This window comes from Taibaiella koreensis, from assembly GCF_003545715.1.
In the GTDB taxonomy this organism is placed as follows: domain Bacteria; phylum Bacteroidota; class Bacteroidia; order Chitinophagales; family Chitinophagaceae; genus Taibaiella; species Taibaiella koreensis.
The window spans coordinates 465,243-488,553 of sequence record NZ_QVNU01000003.1 but is presented as its reverse complement, the minus strand read 5'-3'; the positions used below and the strand labels follow the sequence as shown (position 1 = coordinate 488,553).

The window sequence follows — 23,311 nt, the reverse complement described above, 5'->3', positions numbered from 1 at the left end:
CGCATTTATGGAACTACCCGGGCATTTTAAGATAGCCGACCTCAAACAAGTACTGAACAATAAAATATCCCTTACTTCCCTGGACCTAGAAAAGGTGCGGGCCAACAGGAATTACCTTGATAATAAAATTGCCGGCGGCGGTACCTTTTATGGTATCAATACAGGCTTCGGTTCGCTCTGCAATGTACGGATCGACGACGATCAGCTGAAAGCGCTGCAGGAGAACCTGGTTACTTCACACTCCTGCGGCTTTGGCGACGAGGTCGCTGCTGAGATCGTAAAGCTGATGCTGCTCCTCAAGATCAGGGGCCTCGCCCAGGGCTTCAGCGGTATCCACGAGGATACCCTGCAACGCCTGGTCGCTTTTTACAATGAAGATATATTACCGGTAGTATACGAGCAGGGGTCGCTGGGCGCATCGGGCGATCTCGCGCCCCTGGCGCACCTAAGCCTCCCCTTGCTGGGCAAAGGAGAAGTGCGCTGGCAAAACAAGAAAGCCGCTGCTGCAGACGCCCTGACACAGCATGGCATGGCGCCCCTGGCATTGCATGCCAAAGAAGGCCTGGCCCTGCTTAACGGCACCCAATTTATGAGCAGCTATGCCAGCTGGGCACTCCTGCAGGCAGACCGCCTGCAGCGCTGGGCCGACGTGATCGCTGCGCTCTCCCTTGAAGCTTTCGATGGAAAAGCCGAACCGTTTTCCCACCCGATCCACCGGGTACGGCCGCATGCCGGCCAGATCGAAACGGCCGCAGCCGTACGTGCGCTCCTGCAGGGAAGCGCACTGCAGCAAAATATCAAAACACAGGTGCAGGACCCCTACTCTTTCCGCTGCGTGCCGCAGGTACACGGTGCTACAAAAGATGTGATCCGCCATATTACAGAGATTGTGGAAACCGAGATCAACTCGGTGACCGACAACCCTATCGTATTTGAAGAAGAAGATCTTATTCTCAGCGGCGGCAATTTCCACGGACAGCCCCTGGCGCTGCACCTGGATTTCTTTGCTATTGCCATGGCAGAGCTGGCCAACATATCGGAGCGCAGGACTTACCTGCTGGTGAGCGGACAGCGCGGCCTACCACCCTTCCTGGCACAAAACCCGGGATTGCACAGCGGCTTTATGATCGCGCAATACACAGCAGCGGCGATCGTAAGTCAGAACAAACAACTGTGTACGCCGGCATCGGTGGACAGCATCGTAAGCAGCAATGGCCAGGAAGACCATGTGAGCATGGGCGCCAATGCCGCGACCAAGCTGAAAAAGGTGATTGAAAATGTGCAGCGCGTGCTGGCGATAGAGTTGCTGTGCGCCGCACAGGCCATGGACTTCCGCCGGCCGGGCCTGAGCGCGCCAGGTCTTGAGCGCCTGTTGTCGGCCTTCCGGGAACAGGTATCCTTTAACGATGCGGATAGGGTGCTACACGAAGATATGGTGAAGGCAGAACGCTTCCTTGACCAGGACGCTGATCTGCTGCTCTAACCCGCCTGGCGGTTGTTCCACTCAAAACGAGATTTATGTCTATCGAAGAATTATATGAGCTGTACCGGAAGTATCCGGTTGTCCAGACCGACAGCCGGAAGGTGACGACGGGAGCGCTTTTCTTTGCTTTAAAAGGCGACAATTTCAACGGTAATGCCTTCGCAGCGCAAGCGCTGGCTGATGGCGCCGCCTATGCCATTGTGGACGAGGTCGCTTATGTAGCAAACGACCGCTACATACTGGTCGACGATGTGTTGACCACACTACAGCAACTTGCCCACCATCACCGCCTACAGCTAAACATACCGGTGATAGGCGTGACCGGCTCCAATGGCAAGACCACAACAAAGGAGCTGCTCATCGCCGTGCTTTCGCGCCGGTACAAGACATACGCTACGGAGGGCAACCTCAACAACCATATCGGCGTTCCCCTTACACTACTGAAGATAAGACCCGATGCCGAAATGGCTATCATCGAAATGGGCGCCAACCACATAGGCGAAATTGCAGCCTATTGCCGCATCGCCAACCCGGACCACGGGCTGATCACCAATTGCGGCAAAGCACACCTGGAAGGCTTCGGCAGCATTGAAGGGGTACGCAAGGCGAAAGGCGAGCTGTACGACCATTTACGTGCCTTCCAGGGCACCATATTCCGCAATGCCGACCTTGACTACCTCAGGGAGATGGCGAAGGGTATCGACAAGCAAATTACTTATGGTACTGCCAATGCGCAGATCATTGGCAAGGCTATCGGGGAAGACGCTCTACTCCGGGTGGTCCTGCTGACGGCAAAGCTGGAAACAGAGATTCGGACACAGCTGGTAGGCGCCTACAACCTGCCCAATGTATTGGCCGCTGTAGCCGTGGGCCACCATTTTAATGTTCCTGTTGAAGAGATCAAAGCCGCACTGGAAGAATATTTGCCCTCCAACAGCCGTTCGCAATGGTTGGAAAAAGGTGATAATAAGATCATTCTCGACGCTTATAATGCCAATCCTTCCAGCATGAAGCTCGCAGTTGAGAACCTGGCCGCGTTATCAGGCAACAATAAATGGCTGCTACTGGGCGCCATGAAGGAAATGGGGCAGGAATCAGCAGCAGAGCACCAGGCCCTGGTCGACCTCATAGCCACACACGGCTTTCAGAACGTCATCCTTACCGGTCCTGAGTTTAAGGACACCCGGCATAGCTACCTTTGGTTTTCCGACTCGGAACAGGTGCGCGATCACCTGCTGCAGCAACCCATACACCAGGCATTGGTATTGATCAAGGGCTCCAGGGGTTCCCGGATGGAGCTAGTGCTGGAGGCATTTTAAATTGATGTAAACAATATGAAGCTATTTTCCTTTTTATGCTTATGTCTTGCGGGATATCTCCCGGCGGCATTTGCCCAACACAAAGTAAAGCTGGACGAACGCGCCAGTGTAGTATTCCCCGGCAAGACACAGGAAATGCAGGGCGCTACCGGCCCTATTACCTTCAGCACACTGGACCAGGAGCAAAAGATAACGGGAATGGCTACCGTGATCGATGCGACGCAGTTTGGCGTGGATTCTTCTACGATCGCAGCCAATTACAACAACAGTGGTTTCATAGAGCTGATCCTGCAGGGCCTGCTGGGGCAATATCCCGGGGTAGAAGTAGTGTCGCGGAAGAAGATCGCGCGCGGCAACCAGATGGGCTACGAACTGGTGCTGCAAAAGGACAAGCCGGATGAAACGGTGCCCTATAAGAACCTTTATGCGCAGGTGTATTTTGCAGGCGCTAATATTTATGCGCTGACCGTGCTTGCTGAAGAAGGCGCCGATGCTACTAAGGAGAAAGATCAGTTTTTCAGCTCGTTGAAGATAGACTGATCCGACGTCGAATATAAGACTGCTTTATTTACGGTGCAGCAGCAACAGCATGATCGCCACTACTGCCAGGCTGACGATCATGCCGGAAAGGGCCTGTACCAGGGCATAACGTAAAGGATGCTTTCCCATCGCCCGGCCCTTATACCAGCCGGTGAAGAACAACAGCAGCCATACGACACTATATGCCGGCCATGCCGAAGGCCATATAGCGCATAGGGCAGCAAAACACAACGACACCAATAGGCCGCCGCAAAGAAAACCGCCGGCAGTCTGCAATCCGCTGTTGCGCGCCCTACCTGCATCGTAGGTTTCCCAACCCAGACCGTGTTCCTGTATTTCCCGGAGCCATTGCTCACGTTCTTCGGCCATCTTGTCCTTTACATCGGCCGTAAGCTGCGGATCGATGCCGATCGTATGCATCAGCGACAATTCTTCTTCTGCCTCGGCAATACCCAGGCCAGGATGATGATGATTGATTTCTTCCTTTTCACCAAGCATCCGGGCCAGGCCAAAAGCCAGGGCGCCCAGCAAAGCGGCGCCTATACCGGCATACAAGGTACCCGCTACCGATTGGGTCAGTAGCTGCGCCGCCACAACTACCGTGAAGGACAGCTGCATGCCATCGGACATTCCGGTTGTGACGTTAACGAGGAACAAAGAGGATCTTTTCCCGGTGGCCATAGGACAAAGATAACCTTTGGCCGCGCAATTTGTTTATCGCCAAACCTTCATTCCGCTGTAGTCTCCTCTTTATGCACATCCCGGAAACGGATCATGTCCAGCAATCGTTGCTCTTTTGCATTATCGAAGCCGCAGGTCGACCGGAATTCCCTGGGGTTTTCATAGGTGCCGAACAGCATATCCCACCATACAATATCACCGTAATTGTTGCTATGCTTTTCGTGCTCATGGTGGATCCGGTGCATCTCCGGGCGTTGGAAAATATAGCCTACCCAGCGGGGCGTCTTGACATTGGTATGGTAAAAAAACTCACCAAGCGCAGTGCACAACGTATAGATGCCGCCAGCCTCCATATTCAGACCAAGAAAGGTGTATACCAGCAAGCTGCCGATAATGGAGTTGACCGTCATTTCCAGCGGATGCTTATAAAAAGAAGTGATCACTTCCAGGCGTTGCGGACTGTGATGTATCTGGTGAAAGCCCCGCCAGAGCCAGTCGACCGTATGCCGCCAGCGATGCCACCAATAAAAGATAAAGGTGGCAATAAAGTAAGCGATGATACCACCGGCAGCGTCGGGTAGGTGCTTCGAAAGCCTGAACAGGGAAACCGCCGAAAGCCAGCGCTCCCAGGTATAGCCGGCAATCACAACTATAGTCAGCTGCACAAAGTTAACGGCCAGCACCCGAATCGTCCAGGTAGGGACCTCGGGCAACCGCCAACCCGGCCTGATCTTCTCCAGCAGGAAACAGAAAGCAAAAGCGATAAAAATAATGATCAACATAAAACGGGATTTGGTTGATCAATATTAGACGCAGCAGATGACTTATCTTTTGACAAAAGTCATAAAATAATGATGAGCAAATATACCGGCAGGTATTTCCAGTGCAGGAGAACGGATACATAAAAAGGGCTCCCACAGCGTTGCGCCGGGGAGCCTGAAAATATTTTATATAAGGATATTAAAGCGCCTGAAGGCTCTTTTCAATGATCGCAACGCAATCGTCGATCTGCTCTTGTGTAATTGTAAGCGGCGGTGCAAAACGGATCTTATCGCCGTGTGTGGGCTTGGCCAGCAGGCCGTTCTCCTTGAGCTGAAGGCAAAGATCCCAGGCGGCGTCGGGATTGTCGTGACGGATCACGATCGCGTTAAGCAATCCCTTACCACGCACCAGCGCAATACAAGGATGATGGAGCGCATTGAGCTTATCGCGGAAGTACTGGCCCAGTGTCGCCGCATTTTCGGCCATCTTTTCTTCTTTCAGCACTTCCAGTGCCACGATAGCCACCTTGCAGGCCAGTGGATTGCCGCCGTACGTAGAGCCATGATCGCCGGGCTTAATGGTCATCATGATCTCGTCATCGGCCAGCACAGCAGATACAGGTAACGTACCACCGCTGAGCGCCTTACCCAGGATCAGGATATCGGGACGTACATTCTCGTGGTCGCAAGCCAGCATTTTGCCTGTACGCGCCAGGCCGGTCTGTATCTCATCGGCCAGGAATAGCACGTTGGCGGCACGGCACATTTCCGCGGCTTTGGCCAGGTAACCCTCATCGGGCACCTTGACACCGGCTTCACCCTGTATGGGTTCTACCAGGAAGCCCGCTACATCGGGATCCTGCAACGCTTTTTCAAGCGCCTGGGTATCGTTGTAGGGAATGATCACATAACCTGGCATAAAGGGACCAAAGTCGTTGCGGGCCGAGGGATCGGTGCTGAAGGAAATTACATTGAGCGTGCGTCCGTGAAAATTGCCCTCCACGGTAATGATCTTCGCTTTATTTTCCGGCACGCCCTTTACCTGGTAAGCCCAGCGGCGGGCCAGCTTCAGCGCGGTCTCCACGGCTTCCACGCCGGTATTCATCGGCAATACCTTGTCGTAGCCGAAATATTTCGTAATGTATTCGGCATATTCACCCAGCAGGTTGCTGTGAAATGCCCGTGATGTGAGCGTCAGCTTCTGCGCCTGCTCTATAAAAGCTTTAATGATCTTCGGATGGCAATGTCCCTGGTTCACAGCCGAGTAGCCGGACAGGAAATCGTAATAGCGTTTACCTTCCACATCCCACATGAACACGCCTTCGGCGCGTTCGATCACTACGGGCAGCGGGTGGTAATTGTGCGCGCCGTATTGTTCTTCCTTGTCGATATAGGCCTGTGTTACAGGGGCCATGTGCGTCGTATCTTGCATAGTGCAAAGATAATATTTATTCCGGAGAAGGCAGGTAATGGCTCCTTTACAGCCTGCGATAAGGGCCCTGGTCCTATAAAGCCGGCAGCAGGGCCATCGCTCTGCTGCCAGACAAAATCACTTTATTCTTCGTGAAAATCAAAATGTAGTGATGTTAAACCTGAAGATACGCGTGCCTACATTGATCGCGGTACCGGTAGTGTTGGTAATATTAAGCACGATCGTATCGAGCGTAAACTGATGTATGGAAGTATTCCATAACAGCCCGGGAGGCACGGTATAAGAAACAATCGCCGATTGCACCACATCGCCCCACTCGCTCACCTTAATACTGGGCGGAGTAGTGACTGAGAATGTCACAGTACTGTTGGCTGGAATGACGCCTACAGCGATCTCATCGCTAAATTTATAGGCTGTTTCCACCTCTTTTCCGTTGATCATCATACCTGCGTCGATATAACCGGTGCCATCGCAGAGCACTTTATGCACCACTCCTTTCTTTGGATTGGCGTTAATTACAGGCTCCTTCCACCAGGGCGATGTTCCCAGCCGGGAGGTAATGTTCTCAATCCGGTACAGGTTTGTATCCGGAATATCAAATTCCGTGTCCACACTGAGGAACATAAGGTTAAGGAAAGTGAACCGGCCGGAAAGCGTAGGATCCAACTGCTTTATACCATTGGTGCAATCATAGATAAAGGAATCTTGCATCAGCACTTCACAATTGCCGGCCGCCAATCCCAGAACGGTTTCACTCGTCTCAAAATGGCAGTCGCGGATATTCATATAGCCGGCAGTCTTAATTGAAACGCCATTTAGGTATTTGTACTGCACCGGGTCGGTTCCTGGTATCGCCACCTTATCTCCAATCGCTTCGATATCCGTATTGGAAATAAAGAAGCTGATTGAATCTTTTTCATCGATGCCGATCTCTGTACAACCTCTTATATTACCGTTAATAATAGAAGTCGCATTGCTGCCGCCACGGAATTTGGCGCCGATCTTACAATTGGTGATAGAAAAGTCACTGAACTTGGACAATACAGCTGTAACGGCGTTGATACCGATGTCGAAGCTCTGAATCAAAAAGCGACTGAGAAAATAGAAATTTCCTTCGGGTATATCTATACCTATAGAATTGTAACCGGAACCGGAAAGCCCCGGCCCATTGATCGTCAACTCTTCCACAACGGCAAAAGAAAAGTCGTGAAAGCCTGTAGCGGCGGGATTCAGCTTCAGACCACTTCCTGCAAACTGCAGAGCTGTCGTCTGGATGCCATCGCCTTTAATACCAATAAAGGGCTTTTTGATCTCCAGCTGTTGATGGATCACATAGGTGCCCGAAGGACAATAGAGGTATCCTTTCTCATACACATTATTCAGGTCGTTGAGCGCGTTAACAAAGGCCGGCGTGTCGTCTGTCAGGCCATCGCCTATAGCGCCGTAATCTTTTACATTTAAAACTGCCATGATGTTTTGGTTCGGTTTTATGGATGGAATAAACATTAGTGACTATCCGGATATAGGGAACATGATACAATTTGCTTCCGGCTAACGGTTGCTGAGCTTGTCGAAGCACCATCTTTGTCCTTTCGACAAGCTCAAGGACCGGCTTTGTTTCCTATATCCGGATACTCAGATAAACATTTATAGCTGGCCAGCTATGGCACAAATATCAGCGATGAGTAAGCCGGGACATGGCGGAGGCCATTGGTGTTCCCGATGAAGCCTGTAAAACCGGTCGCCGTTCCTGTATTTACTGGCAAAGACTTTCAATATATGCTTATTCATCCTTGATCAGGTGTGCCAGTGATCGGTTGCAACGCCTCCTGAAGCATGTTCAAAAAAATATATACAAAAGAAAAGATCGATTTTCCAATGGAAAGAATAATGCTTATTTTTGCGGCGCAAATCCAAAAACAAAAGAAAATGTCCAACAGAACATTCACAATGATCAAGCCCGATGCCGTATCTTCCAACTATATCGGTGGTATCCTTGATAAGATCAATGGCGGCGGCTTCAGGATCGTTGCTATGAAATACACCCAGCTGAGCAAAGAGCAGGCGGGTAAATTCTATGAAGTACACAAAGAGCGCCCTTTCTACGGCGAGCTGGTTGACTTTATGAGCAGCGGCCCCATTGTTGCTGCCATCCTCGAAAAAGAAAATGCAGTAGCCGATTTCCGCACACTGATTGGTGCGACCAATCCTGCTGACGCAGCAGAAGGCACGATCCGTAAGCAATACGCCAAATCTATAGGTGAAAATGCTGTACACGGTTCCGATAGCGATGAGAATGCCAGGATCGAAGGCGACTTCTTTTTTAGCATGACCGAACGTTTCTAAGCCGAGCACTACGATAACGAAGCCTCTTTCCTTCAACCGGAAAGAGGCTTCTTCTTTAAAGGTTAATACAGCTCACTTTGCTGAAGACGGCGTGTTACGTCTTCAGGCAAGGCCATCAGACGCAACTGGGTTATATAGGGGCACTAAGAGAGCTTGTTCAAAGCCTTTCCCGGGCACAAAAATTAATTCGGGGTAAGGGTTGAAAGGGTAATCCGATAGATTCAGGGTTAATTAAAGTTAAACCGCAGCTAATGGATCTGGAACCTGACATAGACCGAAGCGCTCAGCTTCATTTTCTCAAAACGCAGATCGTCTCTCAGCCCCAGGTTATAGCCATTTTCACTGTGCTGTTCCTGGTAGCCGCTTTTATGCTGTACGTTTACGATGCCCTGGTCAAAGCCACTGTTATCCCTTTCCTGCACAATAAGCGCTTTGCCCGTCTGTTGTCCTATTGCGGCCAGCAAATAGTCAGACTTTGCCCTGGCCGCTTTAATCGCTTCAATACGCATTACCTTCCTTATGCTATCCATTGCTGAATAGTCCACACGCTGTATCCCCGCATTCCGGATATCCAGCTTATCCAGTTCGAGAAATACCCGCGCTACCTCTTTCACCTGGCTTACCATCAGGGTAAATGTTTTTGAGGTCAGCACTTCATCCTTGCTCCGCTTAATGCGCACATAGCCGGCATCAGCATCGGCCAGGTACAGGTTGTTGAGATGGATCCCGGCATCTTTGAACGCCGTCATCATCTGCTCTTCCTGTACTTCAATGCCGACCTTTTCTCTTTTATCATACTTTTCCTGAAGGGTAATACGGATATAGATCTCGTCGGGAACGAGCTCCTTTTCCACCACCCCAGTAACATCGATATAGGGTTTATCCTCTGTAACGGCAATTGCCTGGCCCCATACAGGGTGCATAGCGAAGAGCAGTATTATCGCCACAAGGCTTTTTTTCATGTAGTACATTGTTGTTATTTGCTTGATTAAGTTTACTCATGATCCGGCACGTCTGTCCCTTCGAATACAAGCTTACTATTCCATACAGGAACCAGATCGGCGAGCTCGTAGACATTGGTATAACCGTAGCCGTAAAGATTAATATAGGTAGGGATATTCAAAGCCAGCGTAACCGGTTTTGTTTTTGGTCCGGCAAGCGCAGGCACTACAGCTTTGGTAGCAAAGGCCCTCAGATCACCATCGATATTGTTGTTGCAATAGATCAGGATCCGGGTATCGACATCGGGTATCAAGGCTGCGAGGTTCTCCTGGGTGAAATCGGAAAAGGTGAGATGTATCGCTCCTTTGATATGTTTTCTGCGGTACATGGCATCCGAACGGGTATCTAATAGAACAACTCCTTTCTCCCGGCTCATTTCCAGGAATTGATCCAGCCCGACAAGCCGTTTTTCCCTATGCGGCTTTACCGCTTTTACCAATGCTTCGTAATCATCGAAGCTCACCTTTGCCGCCGGCAATGCCTGCGCAGAAGCTTCACTATACATACCCGTCAACAAACAGGCAATGAGGACAGAACGGATGGTTTTCATAAAGTGTTGTTGCGTTAAGCATTATTGGGCGGCCACATAGCCCTTGGTCCTGGCCAATTCGAGAATGGTGTTGTTGATCGCAGCGCCAAGGTCGTCTTCACCGCTTTCCTTTTCTAGTGCTTTGTCGATATAAGCCTGTCGTTCCTTGCCCAGCGCCGCAATCTCTTTTTGCAATTCATCTCTTTCTTTAGCCTTCGCGGCAATGATCGTGGCAGCTTCTGCCTTACTCTTGCCTTTCAGTTCCTGCGGCATTTCCTCCTGCGACAGCTTGTCCAAAGCCCGTTTGTCATCTTTTACCTTGTCCACGATATCCCATTCCGCATTCTTATACATCGCCTTCGATTTGCTTACGGCACGCTCTGTATAATTTGCTGCGGAAAGCGTACGCGCATTGGCATCCTGTTGCGCCTGGCTGCTCTTTCTCGCTGCACCGGCCGCACCATACCCGATATAGGTCCTGTTCATCTTTTCGTTGCAGGCTTCTATCCGCTTGTCGTAAGGGGTTTCCACAAACCTCACTTTACGGTCCGGATCAATATTGAAATATTTGCCTTTCCCTTTTTCTGCCCCGTCCTTCCACCAGGTATCAATGCCTTCTTCCCTGTTGCCGCAAAAGATCGTATTGACATAAATATCCCGGGTTATGGCGTCGCTGATCATTTCCTTATAGCTGATGCTTCCCTGGTTGAAAGGCTCGTTGCCGGCGATGTAGATGAGCTTCATATCGGCGGCGCGGCCGCTCCACCGGAGCTTCTTCACCGCCTGTCCGATTACGGCGCCGCAATACTCGTTGCCGCCGTTGGTCCTCAGGGCAAACAGCTTTTCCGAGATGAGGTCCAGGTCGCTGGTAAGCGGTGTTACCTGGCGTATATAGTTCTCTTCAGCCGGCAGCCCGTCGTTACCATACTCGTACAAGGCAATTTCCACTACCGGGGCCTTACCCTTGTATTTCAGGGTTGTCAGCGTATTGACAATATTCCACAGGCGTGACTTGGCCTGGTCGATAAGGCCGTCCATACTGTTGGATGTATCGAGCAGTAAAGCCACCTGCACACGCGTGTTATCCGCGTCGGAAACCTTGTGCTCTGTTTGCGGGTCGGCAGCCCCGGCAGCCGATCCGGGCTTCGCACTACAGCGGGCAAAGAGGCCGGATGATAACAGCAATACGCCGGCCAACAAGATCGTTCTCATATTCTTTATTTTTTGTACAGCACAAATGTATCCCCGTCTGTAGCCCTCGGGGGCCACACTTGGTGAAACCGGCTTGCCACTGGGTGAAATCTTAGGTTATCCTTTTCAAAATGGCTTATTTTACATTATAATCCACGAGTAATGTATCGCGTTTTGAAGCTGCTTTTATTGCTATTCCTCTATGTGCCGGGCATGACCGCCCGTGCACAGGATACCTTGCAGCAGCAAAACAGTAAGAAGGGCAAGTCTTATAAGCTGCGACAAGCTTCGGAAGAGCTGAGCCAGTCTCTTTCCGAGGCTAACGATCTGAAGGCAGCCAGGCAATACGAAACGCTGGCGCAGGCCTTCCTGGACCAGGGCGATAATGCCCGTGCCGAAGAGCAGCTGGAAAAAGCAAAAGCAATATACAGCCGCCTGAAAAAGACCGCGGAGTTCGCCGCTGTCAGCCGCAAGCTGGCCCAATCGCAGGAAGCGCAGCAGAAAATAGCCCCGGCGATCGCCAATTACCAGTCGGCGGCAGGCAATGCGTCGGACCAGAACATTTCCCGTGTGAACAGCAACGATATCAAGCGGCTGCAAACGGCCAATGATCCGCAGGTGCAACAGGAGCTGGTACAATCCAATATCGGCATACTGGAAAAAAACGGCTCCCGGGAAGAGGTCGCCGGCGCCTACCGGCAGCTGGCCGAAAGCCAGCTACAGCAAAAGGATACCCGCGGCGCTGCAGAAAGCTACCGGAAAGCCGTGGCCACGACGGGCGATCCGGGTACGGCAACCCAACTACAGAAGAAGATAACCGATGCTTATGTTGCCGATAACCAGCTGGACAAGGCTATTGCGCTAAGTGAATCCAGCCTGGCCGGCGCCAGGACTGGTGGCGACATGGAGCAACAGATCGACCAGCTGCGGGAGCTGGCATTGCTTTATGCACGACAACACGATTCGGCCCGTACAGAATCGCTGCTGCTTGAGGCTTACCGGCTGGCGCTACTGCAGGGCTATACACTAAAAGCAAAAGATTGCCTCATGGCCCTGATCCAATACTATGAGGACAGAAAGGATCACGGCCGCAGCCTGGCGCTGTCCAGGACCTTCCTGGGCCGCCTGGATACGCTGATCCGCGCCGACAGCTCGCTGGTGGATAATAAGCTCTTCGAGATCACAGCCGGGAAGATCAGAGAACTGGAAAAAGAACGCCTGCTGCAACAAGAGCTCATCAGCCGGAAGAACCGCTTCAACTACTTCCTCATCGGCTCCATAGCTGCCATGCTCGTGTTGCTTTTTCTCATCGTCCGTTCCTGGCTGGCCATCAGGACCAAGAACAAAAGAATAGCGCTGCAATCGTTGCGGAGGGAAATGAACCCGCATTTTATCTTCAACAGCCTTAATAGCGTCAATCAATACATAGCGGAGAATAACGAGCTGGAGGCCAATAAGTACCTGACTTCTTACTCAGGGCTTATGCGTAATGTGATGGAACATTCCAACAAGGACTTTGTGTCCCTGAGTACCGAAATAGAGCAGCTGCGTCAATACCTGGACCTGGAACACCTCCGTTTCCGCGACCAGTTTGAATATCGCCTGGACCTGGACGAGACCCTGGATGCAGATGCTACACTGGTTCCCAATATGCTGATACAACCGCACCTGGAAAACGCCATATGGCACGGTCTCCGGTATAAGGAAGGCAAAGGCCTACTTGTATTACAGTTCACCAAAAAGGAAAAATCGTTGAAGGTGATCATAACAGACGACGGCATCGGCCTAAAGGAAAGCAGTGCGCTAAAGACCCGCAATCAGAAAGCCCACCAATCCCGGGGCCTTACCAATACTGCCGAGCGCATCAGCTTACTGAACAACCTGTACCGGACACGCATCGATATGCGTATAGAAGAGCGCGCAGATACAACCGGCACCCGTGTAACGCTAACACTACCCTTAATGTTGAAACAATGAGCCCGACCGGAAAGATCAAAGCGGTACTGGTAGAAGATGAGGCGGCGGCTATGGCCGCCCTGCAAAGCTATATCCAGAAATTTTGCCCGCAGGTGCAGATCTGTGGCACGGCGCAGAATAGCCGGGAAGCCATAAGTGTGCTGCACGAAATACAACCAGAGCTTGTGTTCCTGGATGTGGAAATGCCCTTTGGCAATGCGTTCGATGTGCTGGACGCTTGCCAGGACCTTCAGTTTGAGACGATATTTGTGACCGCCTTTTCGGAATATTCCCTGAAAGCGCTGAACCAAAGCGCCGCCTATTATCTGCTGAAACCGGTGAGTATAGAAGAGCTGATCCTTGCTGTGACCAAGGTACAGCAACAACTCCAGCAGCAGCGGTTGTTCAATCGTAACCAGATCATTGTAGCCAATGCCCGCGAGACCAAGCCCGAAAAGCAGCAGGTGATCTTACCCACACTGGACGGCTTTGATGTAGTGAAGATGGAAGAGATCGTACGGCTCAAGGGCAATGGCAATTTCACCGATGTCTTTCTTGCAGATGGCCGTAAGAAAATGGTTTGCCGCTTTCTCAAACATTTTACCGAAATATTACCACATCCCTTTTTGCGCGTACACAAATCACATGTGATCAACATTCACTTCGTGAAATCTTATCACAAAGGAACAGGCGGCTACCTCACACTACAGGATGGCACAGAGGTGGAGGTTTCAGCAGCTTACAAAGATCAGTTGCTGGAGGCTTTCCGCTAAGCTATGGTAGCATCCCGGTAGCCATGCCTGTGAGCTGCCGCCATATATAGCCCCGGCCGGATCGTGTAGTCAGGTAAGGACCTATCGTTGCACTGGTGCTAACAAAAAGTCCTGCAACTGAGACAGCGCAGGACCTTTTGAACGGAGAACAATTTTACAAGGTCTCCTTCAGCCATTTGAAAAACTCGCGCTGCCACACAAGGCCGTTATGGGCATGCAGCACCCAATGGTTCTCGTTGGGAATATACAGCAGTTTGCTCTTGATACCCTTTAACTGAGCGGCCTGGAAGGCTTCCAGTCCCTGCTCAATGGGCACCCTGAAATCGATACCACCCTGAATGATCATGATAGGTGTGTTCCATTGGTCGATGTAATTGGAAGGGTTGAATTGATCATAGCTTTTAGGGATGGGCTTGTTCCAATAATTGCCACCCAGGTCCCAGTTGGCAAACCAGAGCTCTTCTGTAGTGCCATACCAGCTTTTCATATCAAATAACCCGTCGTGGGCAATGAAGCTCTTAAAGCGGTTATTGTGGATACCCGCCAGCATATACACGCTGTAGCCGCCATAGCTGGCGCCCACGCAACCCAGACGGTTCTTGTCTACATAAGCTTCTTTGGCCACATCGTCGATCGCAGCCAGGTAATCGTTCATCGGCTGTCCGCCCCAATCTTTTGCGATCGCCTCGTTCCATTGTACACCCCAGCCAGGCATGCCGCGACGGTTAGGTGCGACTACGATATAGCCATTGGCTGCCATCAGCTGGAAGTTCCAGCGCACGCTGTAAAACTGCGACAGCGCCGATTCCGGTCCGCCCTGGCAATACAGCAAGGTAGGATATTTCTTAGCAGGATCGAAGTTGGGCGGGTAGATCACCCATACACCCATTTGCTTGCCATCGGTAGTGGTAACCATACGCAGCTTGGTCTCGCTTAGCTTCAGCTTGCTGTACACAACATCGTTGGCATGGGTAATCGCCTTCATGCTACCATCTTTCATATCTGTAAGGAACAGCTCCGTGGCATGGTTCATATCTGTACGGGACACGATCAGGTTGTTGCCCTGCTGGCCCGCAATGCCGGTCACGTCAAATATGCCTTTCGTGATCTGTTCGACCACCGGCATCATCTTTACCATTACATTGCCCGGCACATTAACCGAGAAGAGCTGCTGTGTGCCTTTGGTCGCCGCATTGAAATAGATCTTATCTCCCTTTGGGCTCCATACAAAGCCCCCATCGACCGTTTCGTCCCAGCCGGCTGTAAGGTTCAGCTTTGCTTTGGTCGCCAGGTCCATAACGACCACATCGTTCTTATCGGCCTCGTAGCCGTCGCGCTTCATACTCAGCCAGGCGATCTTCTTCCCGTCGGGACTGAAGGAAGGGGCAACATCGTAGCCCATCATGCCTTCGGTTAGGTCATTGGTTTTAGCATCGCCTATATCGTAAGTGTACAAGTCTGTATTGGTGCTTTGGGCATAAGCCTTACCCGTCTTCTTTTTGCATACATACACGACTGTTTTGCTATCAGAGCTGAATACAAAATCTTCCGCACCGCCAAAAGGCTTCTGCGGACAGTCGTAAGGCTCACCGGCCATAATGTCTTTTACCGGCGTACGGGGATTGTCGACGCTGGCCAGGAAAACATGCGATACCTTTCCGTCGTTCCAGGCATCCCAGTGCCGGTAATTGAGATCGGTATACACCTGCGCCGTGCTGTTGCCCACATCGCTGTAGATCTCTTTACCCAGCACCTTTTCAGCAGGCACAGGCCTCGAGAACGCTATCCATTTACCATCGGGCGATACCTTCATGTTCTCGGCCTCCTGCATCTGGGTGGAGATCGCGGTCCAGGTGCTGCCGTTATCTGTGCTTCTGAACAATTCGTCGCCTTTGCTGGCGTACATACCGTTTTTATCCCACTGAACGAAGCTCCTGCCGTTAAGCGCTTCCGTAGTGCTCACCTGGTTGCTTTCAAGGTTAAGCAAGTAATAAGTGCTATTGCTTTTCTCAGTAGCCAGATCAGTTTTGGCTACCTTATACAGAAGCGTTTTGCCATCGGGGCTCATGCTCACCGCAGATACGCGGCCCAGGCTCCACAACAGTTCAGGGGTCATCACACCCTGCGCCTTTACAGCGAAAGGCAGGCAGGACAGAAACAGTAAGAAGATCTTTTTCATTCGTGCGTGTTTTTGTTTTGAATGTTCCGGCGGTATAGCTACTCTTTCCGGATTGGTCCCGGCCAGAGCTGAGATCCGGCCACCGGCGCCGTTAAGGTCATTTTAAAGAAATACTTGTTCATACACCGCCTCATCAAAGCGAACGGCGACTACTTTGTCGTCCAATTCGATTACCGGCCGTTTAATGACGCTGGTGTGATGGAGCATCAGGTCGATGGCAGCGGCCTGCGTGGTAATGCTGTTTTGCGTCGTCTCATCGAGATCGCGCCAGGTGGTTCCTTTCTTATTGATAAGATTTTCCCAGCCCAGCTGCTTGCTCCAGCGGCTTAGCTTCGCTTTGCTGATACCCGCTTTTTTATAGTCGTGAAATTCGTAGCCTATTTGATGCTTATCGAGCCAGGTCCTGGCTTTTTGTACTGAATTGCAATTGGGGATACCGTAAAGAATATACATTGTTGTGTTTAAGGACATGAATATACCAATCCGGCAAAAATAACCATTACCGGCGATTTCACCCGCCCCGTCTATTTGTAAAACAATTGTCAATCTGTAACCCGCCTGAGCCGAATAAACTATATTCGCAGGGTAATGAAATGCCGGAGAAAGCGGCAGCGGCCGGCAGCTCTATTGATCGTCTATTTTTGATCACCTATGCCACAAACAGATTTCCTCGTCATTGGCTCAGGCATCGCCGGCCTGACCTTCGCGGTAAAGACCGCCCAGCAATTCCCGGACAAAACGATCACTATCCTGACCAAGGCTTTTGCCGATGAAACCAATACCAAGTATGCCCAGGGCGGCATTGCCGTAGTGAACGACGATGAGCACGACAGCTTTGAGAAGCATATACGGGATACATTGATTGCGGGCGATGGTCTGTGCAACGAGGAGATCGTGCGCATGGTGGTTACCGAAGGCCGCCAGCGCGTGGAAGAGATCATCAACTGGGGCACACGCTTCGACAAGGATGAAGAGGGAGATTACCTGCGGGGAAAAGAAGGTGGACATTCCGAATTCCGGATCCTGCACCACAAGGACATTACCGGCTTCGAGATCGAACGCTCACTGCTGGCCGAAGCGGCCAGGCACAAGAATATAGTGGTCAACAACCACTGGTTCGTGGCCGATATCATTACCCAGCATCACCTGGGCTACCTGGTATCGAAGTCGACGGCAGATATCGAGTGCTACGGCGTGTATGTGCTGAACATGCATACCGGCGAGATAGAGAAGCTGATGGCCAGGGTAACATTAATGGCTTCTGGCGGCTGCGGCCAGGTATACCGCACCACTACCAATCCCAGGATCGCCACGGGCGACGGCATTGCCATGGTATACCGCGCCAAGGGGCGTATCGAGAATATGGAATTTATCCAATTCCATCCGACGGCCTTGTTCGAAGCAGGCGTAAGCCCCTCTTTCCTTATTACGGAAGCAGTACGCGGCGATGGCGGTATCCTGCGCAACAAAGATGGCGAGGCCTTTATGACCCGCTATGATGAACGCAAAGACCTTGCTCCGCGCGACATTGTTGCAAGGGCTATTGATAGTGAAATGAAGCGCACCGGTACTGAGCATGTGTACCTGGACTGCCGTCATATGGACAAGGAAAAATTCCTGCATCATTTTCCCAATATCTATGAACGCTGCCTGAAATCGGGCATTGACGCGCTGACCCAACTGATACCCGTTGCGCCTGCCGCCCATTATTCCTGCGGCGGCATTAAGGTCGACGAGCACGGGCGCACATCGATCATGAATTTGTATGCCTGCGGCGAGTGCTCCAGCACAGGCCTGCACGGCGCCAACCGCCTGGCCAGCAATTCGCTCCTGGAAGCGCTGGTATTTGCCCACCGATGCCATATCGACACGGTAAACCGCATCGATCAACTCAGCTTTAAGGAGGAGATACCGGAATGGAATGCCGCCGGTACTACGGAGCCCCGCGAAATGATCCTGATCACACAAAGCCTGAAGGAGCTGCAATCAGTGATGAGCGACTATGTGGGCATTGTACGCAACGACGTCCGCCTGGAACGTGCTATGCGCCGGCTCGATCTGTTGCACGAAGAAACAGAACGGCTATATGAAGCCACTACTTTATCGCCACAGCTGGCCGAGCTGCGCAACCTCATCACGATCGGCTACCTCATTGTTAAGGGTGCCCAGTTCCGAAAAGAAAGCCGGGGCCTTCATTTCAATACCGACTATCCGCAGCATAGTAACCGCGTGGAAAACATGGTATTGTAGCTACAATAACGCTTTTTGCATTTTCTTTAACTATAGCGCCTTAATAGCTAAGGCTCAATGGCGCTCTGCTACGCCATCGGTCTCCGGAGGCATCACCGGTACGACCTCCGGTCAATGTTGGCCCGGTCTTTGATCCGGTTATCCTGAATCCCTTTCATATTGTTCATCCCTTAAAAAGAGAAAAGCTATGAAAAAGACAGGATCTATCGCTCTGGCTGCCGCTGCAGCAACAACACTTTGCCTGTTGGGCTCCTGTAAAAAGGACAAAGAAGAAAACCTGATCATCGGGCAATGGCAGGTGCAGTATACCGGCGCCGATGATAATAGTAACGGCATATTGGAAGAAAGCGAAAAAGTTATGATACCAGATACCGCTCGCTTTACCTTCAACTTCAAGGAAGGCGGCGCCGGGGAAACGATATTGGTACCTTCCCTCAATAGCCGCACAGCGATAACCGTTCCTTTTACCTGGTCGAAAAATGCTTCCACGGTAACGGTTACGGCCAACAATGAAACCAATGTGGTTACACTACTTACACTGGATAGAAGCGTATTCTACGGCGTTTACGGCGAAGGTAAGGACAGGACATGGCTTTATGCCGTCCGATGATATTCAATGAAAATGTCCATGGTACAGAGGCTACAATGCAATCCCTGTACCACGGGCAGGATCATGCATAAGACCGCACCTCATAGCCTTTAAGCCATTAAACTGCTTTTAAAAGAATTTGCGCCCTTCGATGCCCATCCGGCGCAGCAGGGCGCTGGCACGGTAGCGGTCTTCCCGGTAGGTGTTGTATAAGGCGTCGAGCCCGGCCAGCACATAGTCGGCACCCAGCTCATCGCACCATTGCAGCAATCCCTTGGGATAGTTTACGCCTTTGGTCATAGCCAGCTCTATATCGGGCGCCGAGGCTACCTGCCATTGTACAGCGTCAACCGCTTCGTTGATCAGCATAAACAGTATCCGCTCAGTGATCTTCCTGCCGGCCGCCTCATCCTTTTGTGGTTCGGGCTGCACGACACCTTCTGCATAGCTGTAAAAGCCCCGGCCCGATTTCCGCCCCAGCCAGCCGGCTTCCAGCAAACGTTTCTGCGAGAAAGAAGGCTTATAACGGGGATCATAAAAAAAAGACTGGAATACGGTCTCGGTTACCACGTAATTGACATCGTGCCCTATATAATCCATCAGTGTGAAGGGACCCATTTTAAACCCCGCCAGGCTGGTCATGGCCCAATCGATGGTGGCCATACCGGCAATACCCTCTTCGTAGATACGCAGGGCTTCGCCATAAAAAGGCCTGGCCACGCGGTTCACGATAAAACCCGGTGTATCGCGGGCGATCACAGGCGCTTTGCCCCATTGTGTCATCAGATCCTTGATCTGCTCCGGCAGCCCGGCCCTGGTCTGTACGGCGGGGATAACCTCTACCAGCGCCATTAACGGCGCAGGGTTGAAGAAATGGATGCCCAGCACCCGTTCCGGCTGCGCACAGGCCGATGCTATGGAAGCAATCGACAGCGAGGAGGTATTGGAAGCAAGGATGCAGTCTGTGCTCACGACTTGCTCCAGGCCGGCAAATACTTTTTTCTTCACTTCAAGGTTTTCCACGATGGCTTCGATCACCAGACCACAACCGGCCAAAGCCCCGTTGTCGGCGGTAAAAGACAAACGGTCGATCACCGCCTGCGCATCGGGCAGCTTACCTTTTTCCTGCAGCTTCAGCAAGGTAGCAGCGAGATGCTGCTTGCTTTTTTCAAGTGCAGCGGGGTTGCTGTCCAATACGATGACATCATGTCCGGCCACTGCCGCCACCTGGGCGATACCGCTGCCCATAGCGCCGCTGCCAATAATACCTACGGGAAAACGCTGGTCTGTTTGCATAGCTTTATTTCGATTGTGCGCAAAAATAGCAATTGTTTTCAGGCCCGGGAAAGAAAAAGGCCTGCCGGATACCATCGTATCCCGGCAGGCCTCCATTCCCGGATGGAAAGATCAGAACTTGTTCTTCCACATCATACTTTCTACCGGCTTTATCGTGCGCTCGGTATATTTTGCATTTTGCTTGGTATTATATTTATGCTCGACCTCGCCATCCAGCGGAAAATAGATCAGCTGGCCTATCGGCATACTCTTGTAAATACGCACGGGATGTACGCAGGAAATCTCGAGTGTCCAGGTATTACAGAATCCCACATCGCCTTTACCGGCTGTAGCATGGATGTCGATACCCAGACGGCCGGTCGACGACTTCCCTTCCAGGAAAGGCACATGAGCATGCGTTTCGGTATATTCCTGTGTTACGCCCAGGTATAGCACGCCAGGCTGTAACACATAGCCCTCTTCGGGGATCTCGAAATGCCGGATGCGGTTGTGCTGCCGCGCATCGAGCACCTGGTCTTCGTATACAGCGAGGTGCTGACCCAGGTGTACATCGTAGGAATTGCTGCCCAGGTATTGCCTGTCGTAAGGTTCAATAACAATAGTGCCTTTTTCTATCTCTTCAAGGATACGCAGGTCGGAAAGGATCATGAATTTGTAATTAAAAATATTGTGTTGCTGCGCAAAAATAGAAAAACCGGGGATATATCCGCATCAATTGTTGACCGGTAGCTGTATACGGTCGCGTAGCCAACTGTAGTTGAGCGGTTGCAGCCAATTACTAAGCATCTCTGCCTTAGTGGCCACCAGGTTGTTGAACAGCAAGGTATCGCCATTAATATACCCCTTGTCGATAGCGTATTGCACCTGGCTCATGGGCAGCACTTCCGGCTGTTCCTTCACCAGGAAGGTGATTGAAAGGCGATCGAAGAGATTCACTTCATACTGACGTTCGATGCTTTTGATCACCCTGACGGAGCTGTCGGTACTGCAGCCGCTTACGCCCACCTCTGTTTCATCGGCCATCAGCACGATAAAACGGCGGAACAGCAGCTTCGCCCATCCTTTGACCGGTGCGCCATGGGCCTGCCATTGGGCGTAGAAATGGTGCAGCTGCTCATCGATTTCGCGCTCTTCTTTTTCGCTGAAGAGACGGCTGCTCTGGTAGATCCATACCCGTGATTGGTCGGCAAAACCGGACGGCAATAGGCCGGCTATATTGTAATGATCCATAGTGCAAAGTTAATTAAAAGAAAGGGCTGCACCACTATCGCAGCTATCGATAAAAACATGTTGCGCATAGCCGTAGCTCACATGTGCTCGAAGGTATTGAGCTTGTGCAGTTCAAGAATGGTGGTCCGGCCGTCTTCGCTCTCGCGGTACATGGGTACAAAACGGGCATTAAAACGGATCTCATCGTAGGTGTAGGAGGTGCGCTGCAATACCTGGCTGGCATAAACATCGTCGTATCCCTTCACATGTACATATATCTCCACGTCCGCCGTTTTATAATCCTCTTCCAGCAGTCCCAGCAGCGGACTTTGCCCGTCGATCGGATGTACGACCGTCCAGTTCATCATCAGAGTGTCGACGCGCGGCCGTTCGAGGGGCAAGGTATAGAATTTATATTCCGTCGCCCCTTTTTCGTTTTGCTGGAGCAGGGCCACGGTTACGATCACCTCGGCATTGGTAATGTTGTGGCGGTCCTTGAAGGAAGCAATGCGGAACATCAAAGCCGTTTTGTCCTGGAAAGGCCCCACTAAGGCATGATCACTGAAGATGAGATGCGACTGCGGTTTGGAGAAGCGGCCATAGAAAAGACCTGTGGCAATAGCAAAAGAAAGAAAGCCCATCATCGCCTCCAGGGCGGCAACCAGGTTGACCCCGTCACCAATGGGATTGACACGGCCGTAGCCTACGGTAGTAAAGGTCTCCGTGCTGAAGAAATAAAGCTCCTTGAACTGTTGCCAGCGCGTATGCCCGATCACGCCCTGGAAATCGGATACGCCCAGCGCCAGGTATAGCATGGTAAAAAGGAGATTGGCACCCAGGAAAAAGAGGAGCAATACGATAATGAACTTCCAGCGGGGCAGATGCAGCAAGGTCTGGTAAATGCTGAACCTGCGGAGAAAGGGGATGCCTTCTTTCCGCAGATTGTAGCTGCCGTCCTTGTTGATAAAACGGCCGCCATAGCCGCTGGCACCGGCGCCAAAACCGGTATCATTATTGGCTTTCGAAGACGTATTGATCCGTTTGAGCAAAGACATATTCTCTTTTTTTAGATCAAAATTCTGTAAAAGGCGGCAGAGTTCAATACCAGTCGGTAAAGTATTTTGCAAAAACCCGGTCCTTGATCCCCGGCCATTCCTCGATGAGGATACTGTAGTAAACGGTATTGCGAAGCGTCCCGTCATCATTCACCATATGATGCCGCGCCAGGCCCTCGTATTGGCCGCCGATGGCCTCAATGGCACGGCGGGAGCGGGTATTCAGTTCATTGGTCTTGATCTCGACACGGTTGACGTCCAGTGTAGTGAAAGCATATTCCAGCATCAGGTATTTCATGGCCCGGTTGAGGCCAGTACGGTGAAACCGCTCATCGACCCAGGTCCAGCCGATTTCGGCCCTTTTGTTCTTTTCATCGATATTACCCAAGCGTGTAGAACCGGCTACGGCATTATTGGCCTTGTCGATCACCAGGAAGGGAATAGAACGCTGCGCATCACGATCGGCTATGGCCTGCGCCACGAAGCGGGCCAGGTCTTCTTCGGTGTAAATGAAGGCGGACATATACCGGTACAGTTCCGGTTGCGCCATGGCGATCGGTTTCAGCAACGCTACATCTTCCTGCTGCAAGGGACGGAGCAAGGCGCGGTTATTTTCGAGGGTAGGATGAAAGTCCATGTGGGTTGGCCATTATTGAGCGGGTAAAGATAGCGTCTACCACCAATACAAACTTTCAATGTCGTTTTAAAAGATTATGAAAA

22 protein-coding genes are annotated in these 23,311 nt (G+C 51.5%); 8 read left to right on the top strand and 14 right to left on the bottom strand.

The genetic code is table 11. From position 1 onward, the window contains the following. Positions 1 to 7 precede the first annotated feature (7 nt). The 3 genes from hutH to DZK30_RS12100 are packed head-to-tail and all read left to right on the top strand — an operon-like array spanning position 8 to position 3,342. A complete protein-coding gene (gene hutH / locus DZK30_RS12110) occupies positions 8 to 1,483 on the top strand; it encodes a histidine ammonia-lyase (RefSeq protein WP_118974393.1) in 1,476 nt (491 codons plus the stop codon). A 35-nt stretch (positions 1,484 to 1,518) separates the two neighbouring features. Then, positions 1,519 to 2,802, top strand: coding sequence for a UDP-N-acetylmuramoyl-tripeptide--D-alanyl-D-alanine ligase (locus DZK30_RS12105; RefSeq protein ID WP_118974392.1), 1,284 nt, complete (start codon positions 1,519 to 1,521; stop codon positions 2,800 to 2,802). Positions 2,803 to 2,817: 15 nt separating this feature from the next. After that, complete coding sequence (locus DZK30_RS12100; RefSeq protein WP_118974391.1) at positions 2,818 to 3,342, top strand: hypothetical protein; 525 nt, start codon at positions 2,818 to 2,820, stop codon at positions 3,340 to 3,342. 24 nt (positions 3,343 to 3,366) lie between these two features. On the opposite strand, the gene DZK30_RS12095 is transcribed toward DZK30_RS12100, so the two are convergent. The 4 genes from DZK30_RS12095 to DZK30_RS12080 form a co-directional block, all read right to left on the bottom strand. Then, a complete protein-coding gene (locus tag DZK30_RS12095; RefSeq protein ID WP_118974390.1) occupies positions 3,367 to 4,023 on the bottom strand; it encodes a VIT1/CCC1 transporter family protein in 657 nt (218 codons plus the stop codon). Between the two features lie 47 nt (positions 4,024 to 4,070). Beyond that, positions 4,071 to 4,805 carry a sterol desaturase family protein gene (locus tag DZK30_RS12090; RefSeq protein ID WP_118974389.1) on the bottom strand — a complete coding sequence of 245 codons (735 nt, stop codon included), beginning with the start codon at positions 4,803 to 4,805 and terminating at the stop codon, positions 4,071 to 4,073. Between the two features lie 178 nt (positions 4,806 to 4,983). Beyond that, positions 4,984 to 6,216 carry an ornithine--oxo-acid transaminase gene (gene rocD, locus DZK30_RS12085; RefSeq protein WP_118974388.1) on the bottom strand — a complete coding sequence of 411 codons (1,233 nt, stop codon included), beginning with the start codon at positions 6,214 to 6,216 and terminating at the stop codon, positions 4,984 to 4,986. A gap of 138 nt (positions 6,217 to 6,354) precedes the next feature. Further along, a complete protein-coding gene (locus tag DZK30_RS12080; protein WP_162903045.1) occupies positions 6,355 to 7,686 on the bottom strand; it encodes a glycosyl hydrolase family 28-related protein in 1,332 nt (443 codons plus the stop codon). A 459-nt stretch (positions 7,687 to 8,145) separates the two neighbouring features. Here DZK30_RS12080 and DZK30_RS12075 point away from each other — a divergent pair, with 459 nt between their 5' ends. Next, complete coding sequence (locus DZK30_RS12075; protein ID WP_118974693.1) at positions 8,146 to 8,562, top strand: nucleoside-diphosphate kinase; 417 nt, start codon at positions 8,146 to 8,148, stop codon at positions 8,560 to 8,562. Between the two features lie 248 nt (positions 8,563 to 8,810). On the opposite strand, the gene DZK30_RS12070 is transcribed toward DZK30_RS12075, so the two are convergent. The 3 genes from DZK30_RS12070 to DZK30_RS12060 are packed head-to-tail and all read right to left on the bottom strand — an operon-like array spanning position 8,811 to position 11,305. Further along, on the bottom strand, positions 8,811 to 9,524 hold the full coding sequence (locus tag DZK30_RS12070; RefSeq protein WP_162903044.1) for an SIMPL domain-containing protein: 714 nt from the start codon (positions 9,522 to 9,524) through the stop codon (positions 8,811 to 8,813). A 32-nt stretch (positions 9,525 to 9,556) separates the two neighbouring features. Continuing rightward, positions 9,557 to 10,114 carry a rhodanese-like domain-containing protein gene (locus DZK30_RS12065; protein ID WP_118974385.1) on the bottom strand — a complete coding sequence of 186 codons (558 nt, stop codon included), beginning with the start codon at positions 10,112 to 10,114 and terminating at the stop codon, positions 9,557 to 9,559. Between the two features lie 21 nt (positions 10,115 to 10,135). Then, a complete protein-coding gene (locus DZK30_RS12060; RefSeq protein WP_118974384.1) occupies positions 10,136 to 11,305 on the bottom strand; it encodes a vWA domain-containing protein in 1,170 nt (389 codons plus the stop codon). A 141-nt stretch (positions 11,306 to 11,446) separates the two neighbouring features. Between DZK30_RS12060 and DZK30_RS26265 the strand changes: the two genes are divergently transcribed. Together DZK30_RS26265 and DZK30_RS12050 are read left to right on the top strand one after the other, a co-directional pair. Continuing rightward, positions 11,447 to 13,261 carry a tetratricopeptide repeat-containing sensor histidine kinase gene (locus tag DZK30_RS26265; protein WP_205529425.1) on the top strand — a complete coding sequence of 605 codons (1,815 nt, stop codon included), beginning with the start codon at positions 11,447 to 11,449 and terminating at the stop codon, positions 13,259 to 13,261. Then, on the top strand, positions 13,258 to 14,013 hold the full coding sequence (locus tag DZK30_RS12050; RefSeq protein WP_118974383.1) for a LytR/AlgR family response regulator transcription factor: 756 nt from the start codon (positions 13,258 to 13,260) through the stop codon (positions 14,011 to 14,013). Before DZK30_RS26265 ends, DZK30_RS12050 begins: the two co-directional genes overlap by 4 nt. A 154-nt stretch (positions 14,014 to 14,167) precedes the next feature. Here the strand turns inward: DZK30_RS12050 and DZK30_RS12045 are convergent, their stop codons facing one another. Then, positions 14,168 to 16,192 carry a S9 family peptidase gene (locus DZK30_RS12045; RefSeq protein WP_118974382.1) on the bottom strand — a complete coding sequence of 675 codons (2,025 nt, stop codon included), beginning with the start codon at positions 16,190 to 16,192 and terminating at the stop codon, positions 14,168 to 14,170. Positions 16,193 to 16,294: 102 nt separating this feature from the next. Continuing rightward, positions 16,295 to 16,645, bottom strand: coding sequence for an ArsC family reductase (locus DZK30_RS12040; RefSeq protein ID WP_118974381.1), 351 nt, complete (start codon positions 16,643 to 16,645; stop codon positions 16,295 to 16,297). Between the two features lie 198 nt (positions 16,646 to 16,843). Here DZK30_RS12040 and nadB point away from each other — a divergent pair, with 198 nt between their 5' ends. Both nadB and DZK30_RS12030 read left to right on the top strand, forming a co-directional pair. Further along, a complete protein-coding gene (gene nadB, locus DZK30_RS12035) occupies positions 16,844 to 18,442 on the top strand; it encodes an L-aspartate oxidase (RefSeq protein WP_118974380.1) in 1,599 nt (532 codons plus the stop codon). Positions 18,443 to 18,629: 187 nt separating this feature from the next. Then, positions 18,630 to 19,052, top strand: coding sequence for a hypothetical protein (locus DZK30_RS12030; protein ID WP_118974379.1), 423 nt, complete (start codon positions 18,630 to 18,632; stop codon positions 19,050 to 19,052). A gap of 108 nt (positions 19,053 to 19,160) precedes the next feature. Here DZK30_RS12030 and DZK30_RS12025 read toward each other — a convergent pair whose 3' ends face one another. The 5 genes from DZK30_RS12025 to DZK30_RS12005 form a co-directional block, all read right to left on the bottom strand. After that, on the bottom strand, positions 19,161 to 20,327 hold the full coding sequence (locus DZK30_RS12025) for a 3-hydroxyacyl-CoA dehydrogenase NAD-binding domain-containing protein (protein ID WP_118974691.1): 1,167 nt from the start codon (positions 20,325 to 20,327) through the stop codon (positions 19,161 to 19,163). 111 nt (positions 20,328 to 20,438) lie between these two features. After that, entirely contained in the window at positions 20,439 to 20,975 is a 537-nt protein-coding gene (gene dcd / locus DZK30_RS12020; RefSeq protein WP_118974378.1) for a dCTP deaminase, read from the bottom strand. Between the two features lie 63 nt (positions 20,976 to 21,038). Further along, positions 21,039 to 21,557, bottom strand: coding sequence for a hypothetical protein (locus DZK30_RS12015; protein ID WP_118974377.1), 519 nt, complete (start codon positions 21,555 to 21,557; stop codon positions 21,039 to 21,041). Between the two features lie 77 nt (positions 21,558 to 21,634). Further along, positions 21,635 to 22,591 carry an ion channel gene (locus tag DZK30_RS12010; RefSeq protein WP_118974376.1) on the bottom strand — a complete coding sequence of 319 codons (957 nt, stop codon included), beginning with the start codon at positions 22,589 to 22,591 and terminating at the stop codon, positions 21,635 to 21,637. A gap of 43 nt (positions 22,592 to 22,634) precedes the next feature. Beyond that, positions 22,635 to 23,228 carry a GNAT family N-acetyltransferase gene (locus tag DZK30_RS12005; RefSeq protein ID WP_118974375.1) on the bottom strand — a complete coding sequence of 198 codons (594 nt, stop codon included), beginning with the start codon at positions 23,226 to 23,228 and terminating at the stop codon, positions 22,635 to 22,637. Positions 23,229 to 23,311 lie beyond the last annotated feature (83 nt).